Annotated in this window: 13 protein-coding genes; 5 read left to right on the top strand and 8 right to left on the bottom strand. The window is 40.3% G+C overall.

The features are described from left to right. Window positions 1-363: 363 nt before the first annotated feature. From BN997_RS03080 to galU, 5 genes are all read right to left on the bottom strand, one after another. On the bottom strand, window positions 364-1,149 hold the full coding sequence (locus BN997_RS03080) for a glycosyltransferase (RefSeq protein WP_042529594.1): 786 nt from the start codon (window positions 1,147-1,149) through the stop codon (window positions 364-366). 15 nt (window positions 1,150-1,164) lie between these two features. After that, the gene (locus tag BN997_RS03075; protein ID WP_042529592.1) at window positions 1,165-2,289 is read right to left on the bottom strand and encodes a glycosyltransferase; all 1,125 of its coding nucleotides are present in this window, start codon (window positions 2,287-2,289) and stop codon (window positions 1,165-1,167) included. Between the two features lie 31 nt (window positions 2,290-2,320). Then, window positions 2,321-3,445 carry a glycosyltransferase gene (locus tag BN997_RS03070; protein WP_042529590.1) on the bottom strand — a complete coding sequence of 375 codons (1,125 nt, stop codon included), beginning with the start codon at window positions 3,443-3,445 and terminating at the stop codon, window positions 2,321-2,323. A 560-nt stretch (window positions 3,446-4,005) separates the two neighbouring features. Continuing rightward, window positions 4,006-4,134, bottom strand: coding sequence for a hypothetical protein (locus tag BN997_RS23655; protein ID WP_264299304.1), 129 nt, complete (start codon window positions 4,132-4,134; stop codon window positions 4,006-4,008). Window positions 4,135-4,342: 208 nt separating this feature from the next. After that, entirely contained in the window at window positions 4,343-5,221 is an 879-nt protein-coding gene (gene galU / locus BN997_RS03065) for a UTP--glucose-1-phosphate uridylyltransferase GalU (protein ID WP_042529587.1), read from the bottom strand. A 151-nt stretch (window positions 5,222-5,372) separates the two neighbouring features. On the opposite strand from galU, the gene BN997_RS03060 reads away from it, so the two are divergent. Beyond that, entirely contained in the window at window positions 5,373-6,683 is a 1,311-nt protein-coding gene (locus tag BN997_RS03060; protein ID WP_042529585.1) for a nucleotide sugar dehydrogenase, read from the top strand. 45 nt (window positions 6,684-6,728) lie between these two features. Here BN997_RS03060 and BN997_RS03055 read toward each other — a convergent pair whose 3' ends face one another. Further along, window positions 6,729-7,838 (bottom strand): glycosyltransferase family 4 protein, encoded by a 1,110-nt coding sequence (locus tag BN997_RS03055; protein ID WP_042529583.1) that lies wholly within the window; start codon window positions 7,836-7,838, stop codon window positions 6,729-6,731. A 388-nt stretch (window positions 7,839-8,226) separates the two neighbouring features. Between BN997_RS03055 and BN997_RS03050 the strand changes: the two genes are divergently transcribed. The 3 genes from BN997_RS03050 (at window position 8,227) to BN997_RS03040 (ending at window position 10,093) form a co-directional block, all read left to right on the top strand. Then, window positions 8,227-8,640: a hypothetical protein gene (locus tag BN997_RS03050; protein ID WP_042529581.1), complete on the top strand. Its 414-nt coding sequence runs from the start codon at window positions 8,227-8,229 to the stop codon at window positions 8,638-8,640. A gap of 159 nt (window positions 8,641-8,799) precedes the next feature. Continuing rightward, entirely contained in the window at window positions 8,800-9,552 is a 753-nt protein-coding gene (locus tag BN997_RS03045; RefSeq protein WP_042529579.1) for a threonine/serine exporter family protein, read from the top strand. Between the two features lie 97 nt (window positions 9,553-9,649). Further along, complete coding sequence (locus BN997_RS03040; protein ID WP_042529577.1) at window positions 9,650-10,093, top strand: threonine/serine exporter family protein; 444 nt, start codon at window positions 9,650-9,652, stop codon at window positions 10,091-10,093. Between the two features lie 135 nt (window positions 10,094-10,228). Here BN997_RS03040 and BN997_RS03035 read toward each other — a convergent pair whose 3' ends face one another. Beyond that, window positions 10,229-11,137 carry an Rpn family recombination-promoting nuclease/putative transposase gene (locus tag BN997_RS03035; protein WP_244882324.1) on the bottom strand — a complete coding sequence of 303 codons (909 nt, stop codon included), beginning with the start codon at window positions 11,135-11,137 and terminating at the stop codon, window positions 10,229-10,231. Between the two features lie 489 nt (window positions 11,138-11,626). On the opposite strand from BN997_RS03035, the gene zwf reads away from it, so the two are divergent. Further along, window positions 11,627-13,102 carry a glucose-6-phosphate dehydrogenase gene (gene zwf / locus BN997_RS03030; RefSeq protein WP_042529575.1) on the top strand — a complete coding sequence of 492 codons (1,476 nt, stop codon included), beginning with the start codon at window positions 11,627-11,629 and terminating at the stop codon, window positions 13,100-13,102. A 64-nt stretch (window positions 13,103-13,166) separates the two neighbouring features. On the opposite strand, the gene BN997_RS03025 is transcribed toward zwf, so the two are convergent. Continuing rightward, entirely contained in the window at window positions 13,167-13,460 is a 294-nt protein-coding gene (locus tag BN997_RS03025; RefSeq protein ID WP_042529572.1) for a hypothetical protein, read from the bottom strand. Between the last annotated feature and the right edge of the window lie 113 nt (window positions 13,461-13,573).

Here is a 13,573-nt window from a genome sequence, read left to right as displayed (position 1 = left end):
TTTCAATCATATCTTTATCAGGTTCCCTTATTAGAAGGTTTCCTGAGCTTAATTACTATTATACACCAAAATTATATTGTTTTTTTAATAGTATACGTTGAACTACATGGTTTCACTTATTCTCTTTGCTTTTGGAGTCATATAGCTTCCTGGCAACCGCTGCGGAAAAACACTACGCTTTCCATGGGCTTGCGCTCAGCCTCCTCGGTAAAAAGAAGGGCACTTTTTCCCTGCGGGGTCTTCGCACGGCGCTTTCCCATAGGAGTCTCCGTGTTTTTCCTCCGCTAAGGAAATGTTTATACTTTCAATCCTGAAATATCAACTATTCTGTTGTATTAATCTGTTATCACATTTTAACTATCCCTACTTCTTCGCATTCCATTTCAGTAAATCCCGGAGTGAGCGGGTTACGTAGTGGGAGAAGTAGTATAGGGTTTTGGGAAGGGTTTGTTGTTCTACTTCCCGGAATACGTACCAGTTTCGTTTGGCTGCTTTCCATTTGTTGCTGGAAATGGAGTTGCCTACGAGGCGGTACCTTGCGAGCACTTCTGAAAGTCCATATGCAAAGTGGCCGTTTCTGGTGATTTCCAGCCAGAAAGCGTAGTCTTGTCTGGTACGGATATTGACCATGCGCCGTTCGCCTATTCTTTCGCGATCTAACATGACGGTCAGGCAGCCGATGACGCAGCGTTTCATTAAATCCTCATACGTCACGGTTGCAGGGGCTGTGCTGATTGCACCGGTATCTGTGCCGTCTTCATTCATACGCACATACTGTGTGAATGAAAAGGCAACCCCGTTGTCTCGCATAAAGGCGAGCTGTTTTTCCAGCTTTTCCGGCAGCCATAAATCATCGCTGTCTAAAAAGGCAATATAGCGTCCTTTCGACTGGTCCATAGCTGTGTTGCGTGTGATTGCCGAGCCTTGATTCTTATCTAATACGGTTAGATGGATACGTGCGTCTTTTTCGGCATAGCTTTTCACAATTTCTGCCGTCCGGTCTGTCGAGCAATCATCCACAATATTCATTTCCCACTCTGAAAAAGTTTGTGCCTGCACCGATTCAATGGTTTCTGCAATAAACTGCTCGGAGTTATAGGTTGGCGTAATGACAGAGACTATCGGTTTGCTATCTCCCAAGTTGTTCACCTACTTCACTTCGTCCTATTTGTTTCCTAAACGCTGGTAAATGGCAATCAATTTTTCTTCTTCCGCTCTCCAATTCAATTGTTCCTGGACAGCTTTTTTCCCGTTTTCGCCCATCTGCTTCGCTGCATCCGGATGATTTCTTAAATAATCCAGCGCATCCTTTATTTCTTGGTCATTATGCGGATCTACAGTGATACCGCATCGATATTGATTGATAAACTGCTTCCAGACAGGGAAGTTGGAACAAATAATTGGAATACCGGCATTCATATACTCAAAGAACTTGGTTAATTCTTTCTTCATATAATGCTCTGTTTCCGGAAAAATCGCAACCCCTGCCAGCCAATTATGCTTCAAATAAGCTTGTTCAATTTCTTCTTTGGGAATGTATTGGTTCACTCCCTTGATTTGAATCCGGTCTGACTGGCTGCGAGCGATGCGGTAAATCTCATCTGCGAATTCTGTGGAGCATTTACCAATATAATTCATGGTGACTTTCTCATCTATTAAAGGCAATTTTGCATGCAGAAATGCACCGCGCACATCTGTTACATTGCCCGTATAAATCAATTTATCTTCTATTTCCCCTTTGCGCTGATGCTTTATAAAGGCCGTATTTACCATCGGATAATTTAACACACATTCCCCATCCGGATAAATATCCTTATAATACTTTTCAGCAAGGATTAGTTCCATCTTTTTTGTAAAAAACTGCTCCATTTTCTTATATGCTTTGGCAGCAAATTTACGAAGCGGCTTCGGTACATATTCTTTTTGCAGCATGCTCGTGATGTAGTCTTCATGAATATCATATATCACATGATTCCGGCGATTTTTAAGCAGCCATGCGACTGGCAGCAGCTCCGGGTCATGAAAATGATACACATCCGCTTTTAATTTTTTCGCCTGCTTATAAAGTGTCCAGGCGCCCTTGGTCATGCGTTCCCATCTGCTTGTGTAATCTTTGATTGGGATATGCTTGATGCCGCTCTCTCTATCTATTCCTGTTTCTGTTTCTTTGGCAATTAAGTATACGTCGAATCCAGCTTTTTTTAATGATTTACATTCCTTATGATAAATTCTCGGATCATGAGGATGATGTACTGTTGTTAAATGAACAACACGTTTTTTTTCATTCATTGCAGCTGTCCTCTCTATTGGTTATTCATCGTTATTGATCAATCGTTTGTTTAAAGAGCTTCTCATATTCTTTGACAATCTTCTCTGCACGGAAGGATACCGCTCGTTCCCAGCCTTTTTCCGTGACCTGGTTTCTTTTTTCATCATCCCAATGTAAAGCATCTTCCATTTGTGCAGCTAGTGCATCTGCATCTCCTACCGGTGTAATCACACCATATTTACCATTATCCAGGACTTCTGCTGCGCCCGGTCTGGCGTCGGTGGAGATAATCGGGATTCTGGCGGCGAGCGCTTCTGTCAGCACATGCCCGAACCCTTCTCTTTTGGAAGACAATACAAAAATATCTGCCTGATTAAAATAAACATATGGATTTTCCTGAAAGCCTGCAAAAAATACAGCGTCCTCTAGATGCAATGCTTTTACCTGCTTTTTCAGCTTCTCTTCCAGCTCTCCCTCACCAAGAATGACAAGGCTGGCTGAAATATTTTTACGTACTTTAGCAAAAGCTTGAATCAATGTCGCCTGGTCCTTATCGTCTACCAAGCGTCCTGCTGTAATAATCACTTTTTCTTTCGGGTCATGAAATATAGATTGATACTCCTCGGCAATTTCTCCTTGCTTCATCAAGGATTCTATATTTTCCACATCGACCGGGTTATAAATAACCTGTACCTTTTTCGGGTTTACTTTGTAGTTTTGAATGATATTCTGCCTTACCCCTTCAGAAAGAGCAACGACTTTTTTCGAAAATCGATAGGCCAATCCATATATTTTCAGGTTCGTATTTCTTTTTCCTTCTGTTCCTAATAACGCTGCTTCCCGGACAATATTTTTAGCTTTGTGACCGGACAGCAGTCTTGCTGCAATGGCAATGAGGTTATAGTTAGGAATGGTACTGAAGACAATATCGGGTTTTTCCTTTTTAATTATTTTGGAAAAAGGGATGATTCCCGAACGCAGTCTTCTGGTCGGCAGCTTGATAAAGGTGATTTCTTTTTTTAAGTATTTTTCATAATCGCCTTCATAATTCAAGGTAATCAATGTCGGCTCAAACTGCTCCAAATCCATGTTATTTAATAAATTGAGCATCGTTCTCGCCGCACCGCCGGAACCCAACTGATATATAAAGAAAAATATTTTTTTCTTTTCCCCCATTTTTTTCATTCCCCTGCAAAGTAATTTGTCGATATTTTACCCAGAAGCATTATAACATAGGGGTGCGGATAAATAAATTTTCGACAGTGACTATTTTGTGAAAAAAGGCTTGAGGACGGTTGCTGAAGCAGAAAAAATGAAACAAAGGGATGGAGGGCTTTGTTTCATTAGAAAGGAGGGCTTATTTGGGATGATGACTTTATAGCTTATGAATGCTATCATCGAAGAGCACTGGATCTTGAAAAGTATTTTCTCTTTTTCCTTGTAAATTTGTGATTCAATCTAGTTAGCAGAATGACAGCAAACTAAGCTTGTGCTATTTTAAAATAACATGAATAAAAAGCGCTCTACAGGGAATAGATATATATCACCCTTATTAAGAAATAGATGCTTGCTTGCATGAATATTATTTGACACAAAGCATTGATTGCTACTATAATAAGGGTGTAAAGAAATATTGTGCGATTTTCGCTTCAAGGGCGAATAAAAAAGTTGGGGTGGTTCCCAGCTTTTTTTTTGAAAAAACGCCCTCATTTATGAGGACGAAAAAATATTTTTATTTACGACAAGCACAACTTAATCAGAACAACTATATCTTTTGCAAGGGTGGTCAGACCTTTGATTATAGCTATTCTTTTTTGTTGCCTTTCTCGCTTTTTCTTCATTGTGCGATTTTCTTTTTGCCCCAAGGGGTTCACCTCCTTTCAGTTAGCTACTGCCAACTTGGGGAAGTTTTTGATTGCATAAGATACGTGCTTGCCCGCCTTATGCTTTTATAATTCCACCACAAAATATTAAGAAAAGTCCCAATGTTTTGTTTGAAAATAAGAAGTTATTAAATTTACCTGCATATAATAAAGAATGCAGACCACTATAAAGCCCGCATCCCCCTTCTACTTACTCTTCTTCTAATTTCCTTTTCATATACGCCAGCACATCTGCTTTTAAATCCGGTCTTCCCAGCGCAAAATCAATCGTTGCTTCAATAAAACCAAATTTATTGCCCACGTCATATCGATCACCTTCAAAATTATAAGCAACGACATCCTGTGTCTGATTGAGTTTCTTTAACGCATCTGTCAGCTGGATTTCATTATCCTTGCCTGGTTCAAGCGTCTGTAAAATAGAAAAGATTTCCGGTGTCAGAATATACCTTCCCATAATAGCCAAGTTGGACGGCGCTTCCTTCGCATCCGGTTTTTCAACTAAATCATGAACAAAGCTGGTTCTGCCTGTCGTCTCTTCTTTGTTTTTCGGGTCGATGATTCCATATTTCGATACATCCTCCCATGGAACGGAATGTGCGCCTATTACAGCCGCATGGTGTTCCTCATGGACATCAATCAGCTGCTTTAAGCATGGTTTTTCGGACACCACAATATCATCGCCAAGCAAGACAGCGAAGGCTTCATTGCCGATAAATGAACTGGCACAGCCAATGGCATGCCCGAGGCCAAGCGGTTCCTTCTGGCGGATATAGTGAATGTTTGCGAGTTTAGAGATGCTTCTGACCTGTTCTAATGTCTCCCAATCCTGCTTCTGCTCTAATTTTTCTTCTAATTCATATGATTTATCAAAATGGTCTTCAATCGCGCGCTTGCCTCTTCCAGAAATAATAATGATATCCTCTATCCCGGAGGCCACTGCTTCCTCAATAATATATTGAATCGTCGGTTTATCTACAATGGGAAGCATTTCTTTTGGCTGCGCCTTTGTTGCTGGTAAAAATCTTGTTCCAAGTCCTGCTGCGGGGATAATTGCTTTTTTTACTGTCATACGGCATCCCTCCAGTGTATTTTAATGAAATAAATCGCTTAGGTTACAATAAGTCTAACTACCATTTACTATACATCTAATTTAGATAATTGTATAATATGGAACAAGTAGATGTTACATGAATTTACATTTAAAAAGGCAGGCTAAATAAATGAATCTATTTCAACAAATTCAAGATAGAAAAGCTAAGATTTCCGTCATTGGTCTGGGTTATGTAGGACTGCCCCTGGCAGTGGAATTAGCAAAAAAATATGATGTGGTCGGTTTTGACCTGAATGAAGCAAAGGTTGCGCAATATCGAAAAGGCATTGATGTAACAGAAGAAGTCGGCAGTGAGGCGCTAAAGGAAACTACCCTGGAATTCACAAGTGCGCCGAGCGATATCAGCGATTGTACCTTTCATATCGTCGCTGTGCCGACACCGATCAATTCGGATAAAACGCCGAATTTAAAACCTGTGATTTCAGCAAGTGAGACAGTTGGACAACACCTTACGGAAGGCTCAATTGTTGTTTATGAATCAACGGTTTACCCGGGGACAACGGAAGAGGTTTGCATTCCTATTTTAGAGGAAAAATCTCAATTGACTTTCGGAAAGGATTTCAAAGTAGGCTACTCTCCGGAACGAATCAATCCCGGCGATAAGGTGAATACCCTTGTCACTATCCAAAAGATTGTGTCTGGCTCAGATGAGGAAGCATTAAAGGAAATCTCCGCTTTATACGGTTCCATTATTCAAGCTGGTGTCTTTGAAGCAAAATCCATCAAGGTTGCAGAAGCGGCAAAGGTGATTGAGAATTCACAGCGGGATATCAATATCGCCTTTATGAATGAGCTTTCCATGGTTTTCAATAAGATGGATATCGATACGAAGGATGTGCTGGAAGCGGCCGGCACGAAATGGAACTTTTTGAAGTTCACTCCTGGTCTTGTCGGCGGACACTGCATCGGCGTGGATCCTTATTACTTTACCTATAAAGCAGAGCAGCTCGGCTATCATTCGCAGATTATCCTAGCGGGAAGAAAAATCAATGATGATATGGGCAGATATATTGCCAGCAGCATCATCAAGAAAATGATTAAGTCGAAGCTGCAGGTGGATGGCGCGCGTGTTGCCATTCTCGGACTGACATTTAAAGAAAATGTTGCAGATGTACGTAATACGAAGGTCAATGATATCGTGGATGAATTAACGGAATACGGTGTCGATGTGCTGGTTCATGATCCAAAAGCAGAACCTGAGGAAGTCAAAGAGGTTTTCGGATTTGAATTGGTTCAGGATAATCAATTAACCGATTTGGATGCGGTTGTTTTAGCTGTACCGCATCAGGAATATCAGGAATACCAGGTAAGTGATTTCCATCCAATGTACCGGACGGATGAGAAGGTATTTATCGATATTAAGGGAGCTTACGGCAGAGATGCGCTGGAAGCTGAAGGCTTTAAATACTGGAGCTTATAAGGAAGCTTGATTATAGCGGAACATCAAAAAAGCAGTGACATGCGATTAGTCACTGCTTTTTCTTGATTTCTTCTTTTTCTTAAACGGTTTAAATATAAATGACTTTATCCGCCGGAGGATAGTGACAATAGGTCTTCTCCCTCCCATAACCAGTCCGGCGAGTTCCGCAAAAATATGTAATAGAAATATCATCACAGCTGTGAAAACAAGGGAAATGGCCAGATCCGCTTCGGAAAAGAGAATCCCGATCACCCCGAACAAGCCGCTGAACAGATAGATAATCACCACTGTTTTCCGGTGGCTGTAGCCGGCATCGATTAATTGATAATGAATATGGCGGCGGTCTGCTGTCATAATGCTTTCTTTATTATAAAGCCGGCGAATCATTGCTACCAGTGTGTCAAAAATAGGCACTGCCAAAATCACAATCGGAATAATAAAACTAAAGAAGGTAATGTTTTTAAACAGACCTAAGATCGAAATAATTGCAATGATATAGCCCAGCAGGTTAGATCCGGTATCCCCCATATATATCTTGGCGGGGTAAAAATTATGGTATAAAAAGCCGATATTCGCGCCAATAAAGGTAATGCATAAGTAAGCAACCAGCACCTGCGTGTCCACAATCGCCATGGCGAAGATACTGATCATCGCAATTGTTGTCACTCCCGTGGCCAGTCCGTCCAAGCCGTCAATTAAATTAATGGCATTGGTGATTCCGATAATCCAAAAGAAGGTCAGCACCGGACCTAAAAAGCCTAGTTCCACAACGCCCAAAAGCGGAATGGTGATTCGTTCAATAATCAAACCCGCATAAATCAGCAGACTCGCGGCAATGACTTGTCCTGATAATTTAATTAAAGGGCGTATCGTATATTTATCATCCAGCGCTCCGGTAATCAAAATGATAAGCGAGCCAATCAAAATTTCATCTATGAAGACATGTCTTGGCTGCAAATACAGCATACCTAATAAAGCACCTGCAAAAATAGCTAATCCACCTAATCTTGGTGTGACACTCTGATGTATTTTTCGATGGTTTGGTTTATCCATTGCTCCTATTTTTACTGCCAGCTTTTTCACTGGATAGGTAATCAGCAAAGCTGAGATGGCAGAAATTAAAAAGGCGATTGTTAAATCTACATAGTTTAGCATAGTATTCTCCTAAATATTACAAGTCACATACTCCTAAAAAGAATGGCTTTCATTTGGTCAGCAGCAGGGTTGAAGATAGGTTGATTTTCCTATTCTGTTCCCATTGCGTTTCTTTTTGCTCATCTGGCTTCAAGTGCCAGACTTTAAAGGTTCCATGTCGAAATTTGTATGTTTATTTTTCCCTTATTTCGACATCATTTCCTGTGGACTTCTTTAAATTATATAGGACTCTTCCTATATTGCGCAATGATTTATCCGTTTATTCTTTGGGAATCTTTCATGGCGGGGATTTTGCTGGAATAGAAATAGGTAAAGCGCATCTTTTTTTAAGGCTGCGGCTGTGGTACATTCATTAGGAATATCAGCTTGTAAAAAGGAGGTGCCTCATATGTTTTTATATCTTTATGTATTAGCAGCTGCTATCGCTGTGTTTGGAATGATTGTTGTATTCCGTTCCACCATGGATAACATGCTGACAGAGCCGGAAAAGTTCCCGCAGCATTTAAACCGTTTTTTTACCAAATTTTCTATTCTTGAAATCTTGCCAATTGCGATGATTGTGCTGGGATTTATCTTCCCGCCAAGTGAACAGCTGGACATGTCGGATGCGCTGATTCCAATTGTCATTATTGCCCTTTTAATGATTATTCATATTTTTTATATCTTCTCGCAGCGTTCTCCTGCAGGTAATGTCGAAAAAGAGCTCAAACAGCGGATCCAGCCATTTATATTTATGGCGATGGCTTTAGGAAATGCGGTTCCTATTATTGCAATTGTTTTTATTCTGTTAATCGTCAGCTAATCTATCCTGATGTGTTTCTTGCACATCGGGTTTTCTTTTTGCATTTACATCCACCAGGATAAGAAGACTTCTCAAAAAAAGTTTAGGTTTATACCTTTCTTTCGGGGACTGCTTTACCTATAATAGAACTTAGTTTGAACCGGATGCGGAGGTTATGTTTTGAGCAAGCAATCTGTTACTGTAGAAAAAATATGTTTATTAGCCGGAAAGATTATGCTGGCTTCTGGAGCAGAGACGTATCGGGTCGAGGATACCATGGACCGGATCGCACAGTCTTATGGGGTAGAAAACCCTCAAAGCTATGCTACATTAACCGGACTGCACTTCTCGCTCGATTATACTGAAAGCAGTTATTTCTTACGGATTACCAAACGCGCTACAGATCTACATAAAATTGATGATGTGAATCAGCTTTCCCGGGAAATTGTCGCGTATCAGCTTCCCTTGGAGACAGCTTATCATAAATTAAAAACGTTAGAAAAAAATGTACCGACCTTTTCTTTAAGCTTCCAAGTGCTTGCAGCCACACTGGTCAGCGGGTGTTTTTCCTTAATGTTCGGCGGTACGTGGGCTGACTTTTTACCAGCCTGTCTTGCAGGAAGTATCGGGTACTCGACGATGATTCTATTTGATAAAATGATTGAAATCCGCTTCCTCGCAGAATTTATCGGATCATCGTTCATTGGTTTAACAGCTGCGATCTGTTTTTTGCTCGGCTTTGGCGGAAGTCTGGAAATGATTATTATCGGCGCGGTTATGCCGCTTGTTCCCGGGCTCCCAATTACGAATGCCATTCGCGATTTAATGGCGGGTCATCTTGTTTCCGGTGTTTCCAAGGGAATCGAGTCACTGCTTACCGCTGTAGCGATTGGAGCCGGAATTGCGATGGTTTATGGGTTTTTTCCAGTTTAATTGCTGTCATCCGAAAATAACAAGGCAGCTCTCATCGGTGTGGCAGACGCAGAAGTCGTCACACTCTGCGAATGCTTAAATGGAGGATAGAATACAAATGTTTGATATTATTGTTCAACTTGCTGCCAGTTTTATTGCATCTGCAGGCTTTGGTGTTTTATTTAATGCACCAAAAAAATCATTGATTCCATGCGGTCTTGTCGGAATGCTTGGCTGGATTCTCTTTTACACCCTCAGAGAATTTCATGTCGATATCGTTGCTGCAACCACCTTTGCGGCAATTCTTGTCTCCATCCTCAGCCAAGTTTGTTCCCGTATTCTAAAAAGGCCAATCATTATCTTCACGGTATCCGGCATTATCCCGCTCGTGCCTGGAGGCGTCGCCTATAATGCCATGCGAAACTTTGTTGAAAATGATTATAATACGGCAATTCAGCTTTCAGCCCAAGTGATGCTTCTGGCTGGAGGCATTGCGATTGGTCTAATGTTTTCCCAGGTTATTAATCAGATTATGATGAAGCTGCAGAAGACAAAGCCGTAATTTTTTCATTTTCATTGAAGTGACCAATCCTTCGTTGATAAAAGCTTTGCTTCGTACAATTCTAAAAGGGAGACGGTATATTTTTAAATGTCTCCCTTTTTTGTCTTATGAAAATTGTTTGTTTCTTCGTTTTATTTACTTGCCTACCAGCTTTTTAATTTCTTCTTTACTTAATTTTGTGATCTCTGCTATTTGGTTGACTGGCATGCCTATTGCCAGCAATTCTAAAGCTATTTCTTGTTTTCCTTCTTGTTTTCCTTCTTGTCTCCCTTCCTGCTTCCCTTTCTCCAATCCTCTCTCAAAATAAGAATTCGGCAGCTGCAAAACCATGTCTTTTTCCTCCTCCGGCAAGTTCTCCATTTGCTCCATCATTTGCGCTTCCTCCTCTTTGTTTAGTTTTAGATAAGTTTCGAAATAACCATACAGGAATTCCATTTGCGCCGGGTTGATTTTCATCCGGGTGATCATGCGCAGAAACTCCAGCTTCACCTGAACCCGCTCATGCGCTTCATACCCCATCTGACTGAGCAAGGCTGCTGCGGCCGGGTTGTCTGATTGAATATAAGTTCTCCAGTTTTTCTTGATTAAGTGTAATTGTAAAAAGTTAAATTGAAGGACGTCTTGGATGGGTGTATTAATTCTGAATTGCGTAGGTTCTTCTTTTTCCCTATTATAACTCAAAACAGCGATGGGTTGAATGGGTTTGCGGTGTTTGGCGTAAAGGTAAGAAAAATAGAGAAACATTCTTTCAGGAAAATTTGCTTCACGGGTCGATTGTGCTTCCGTATGAATATGCAGGATTTTGTCTTCATGATTCAGCTTAACTTCGGCGAGGACGTCTATTTCTTTCTTGCGGCCATTGAGGTAATCCAGATAGACTTCCTGTTCGAGGAAGGTCACGTTGGAGAAATCAATGTAGGGATAGAGATTGGGGAAAAATGCTTCGATAAACTCTTCAAAAAACTCTTGAATCAGCTTTTTCGTCAGCCGATCATGCTTCATGTAGTCTGCTTCTTCTTCGAGAATAACTGGTGCTGTAAGCAATAGACCACTTCCTTTCTTTGAATTGTCTATATTTTACCAATCATTTTAAAATAAAGCCAGTCTTTTTTCAGATAAACTGGGTAAATATTTACTGCAGATGGTTTTTATAAATTCCATCAAGCTAAGCAGTTGTATATACTCCCCCCTCTTTTTTTATAATAATTCCATTATATCCAGTTCACTCCAAACAAATTCTGAAAAATTAATTTATTAACTCCATTTTAGAGGTAAATAAATTGACAAAGCCACCTTTCATTCTGTAAAGTAAATGATTAATCCCCTTCTATCTTTAGGGAATTTTTAATGTGTTTGTGCGTGTTCCAAAGCTTCCCTGTAAAATGTGCCTTTCAATCCAAATTGGCGCGGTCAAAACCTTGATGGATTTAGTCTGTTGGACATTTCCATCTGTTTTCAAATCAGCATTTTAGAGGATACTTACACGCATTTTTTAACATCTTTACAGAAACTAAAGAATTGAGGAACCTAATCATGAGTGAAACTATACAACCAAAGGCAACGATTGTGATTTTTGGAGCAACTGGAGATTTGGCGAACCGTAAATTATATCCTTCCATTTATCGCCTTTATAAGAGCGGTAAACTAGACGAGAATTTCGCGGTTATCGGGCTTGCCCGCCGTGGATGGGATAATGACATTATACGTGAGAAGGTAGAGCAGTCTATCCAAGGGTTGACTTCCGAGGATGAAGATATATCTGAATTCACTTCTCATTTTTATTATAAATCATTTGATGTTACATCGACAGATTCCTATACTGACTTAAAATTTATGGTGGAATCTCTTGAACGGGAATATCATACGGAAGGCAATCGCCTGTTTTATTTAGCGATGGCTCCTGACTTTTTCGGGACCATTGCCAATCAGCTGAAAGACCATGGCTTAAAAGAAACGTCTGGATGGACGCGTTTAGTGATTGAAAAACCTTTTGGGCATGATTTACCTTCTGCCAAAAAACTGAATAAAGAGCTTCAAGCTGCTTTTGATGAAAATCAAATCTATCGAATCGACCATTATCTAGGAAAAGAAATGGTTCAAAATATCGAAGTTATCCGTTTTGCGAATGGAATCTTTGAGCACTTATGGAATAACCAATTTATCAATAACATTCAAGTAACAAGCAGTGAGACACTTGGTGTTGAAGAACGCGCACACTACTACGATGCATCAGGTGCAACAAGGGATATGATTCAAAACCATATGCTGCAAATGGTTGCTCTGCTTGCTATGGAGCCGCCAATCAATCTCAGCACCGAAGAAATTCGTTCGGAAAAAATCAAGGTATTGCGTGCTCTGCGCACCATCAAAGAAGAGAAGGTTCACAAGTATTTTGTCCGCGGTCAATATGGTCCCGGGGAAATCGACGGAAAAAAAGTCAATGGTTATCAGGATGAAGCTGAAGCATTAAAAGACTCCACAACAGAAACCTTTGTTGCTGCAAAGCTTGTTATTGACAACTATCGCTGGGCCGGCGTTCCTTTCTATATTCGTACAGGAAAACGAATGAAAGAAAAATCAACCAAAATTGTTGTGGAATTTAAAGATATTCCAATGAACCTTTATCATAAAAAAGATGATTTACGAAATCCTAACCTGCTCGTTATTAACATTCAGCCAAATGAAGGGATTACACTTCATTTGAATGCGAAGAAAACAGGGAATGGTAATTTAACAGAGCCTATTCAGCTGGCTTATCACCAAGATTCAGAATCTGGTATCAATACTCCAGAAGCATATGAAAAGCTTATTTACGATAGTATGCTTGGTGATGCAACGAACTTTACACACTGGGATGAAGTTGCATTGTCATGGGAATTTGTTGATCGTCTTTTAGCGAGCTGGGCAAATACAAAACCGGATTTCCCGAATTATGAATCTGGTTCGATGGGTCCAAAAGCTGCAGATGAATTGCTTGAAAGAAATGGCTTTCATTGGTGGCCGGAATAAACTATATATTACTCCTATCAAAAATAAGCCTCCTGCTTTCTTAATGTAGCAGGAGGCTTATTTTTTAATATCTTCTTGGTTGAAATACGGAAATAATCAATACAATACATGTAATCCAATGCAATGTCATGCCAACAAGTGGGATAAAGCCAATAATACTTGTTACAATTCCTAAAACACTGCCCGCTATCCATCTTCTATCCCGGCTGGCGAGGAGTAATGTAATAATATGAAGAATCAGCATGACGAATAATGGCGTATAGCCCGACCCCATGATATAAATACCGCCAAAGACTGGAATACCCAATAATCCTTCAAAAACACCGGTGATTAACTGCATTACTTGGGATATTACCATTTTATCTACCTTCTTTCGCTTTTCTTTGTCTTTATCATACCCGATTTTCGACATGAAATGAATTCTAGCCTGTTGTTAATCAAAGAAAATTATTTATGTCATGAAAAGGGCAG

Origin of the sequence: Oceanobacillus oncorhynchi (assembly GCF_000821065.1) — a bacterium.
Lineage (GTDB): Bacteria > Bacillota > Bacilli > Bacillales > Amphibacillaceae > Oceanobacillus > Oceanobacillus oncorhynchi.
Note: the sequence above shows the minus strand (reverse complement) of the source record. Positions and strands in the feature narration are given on the sequence as shown.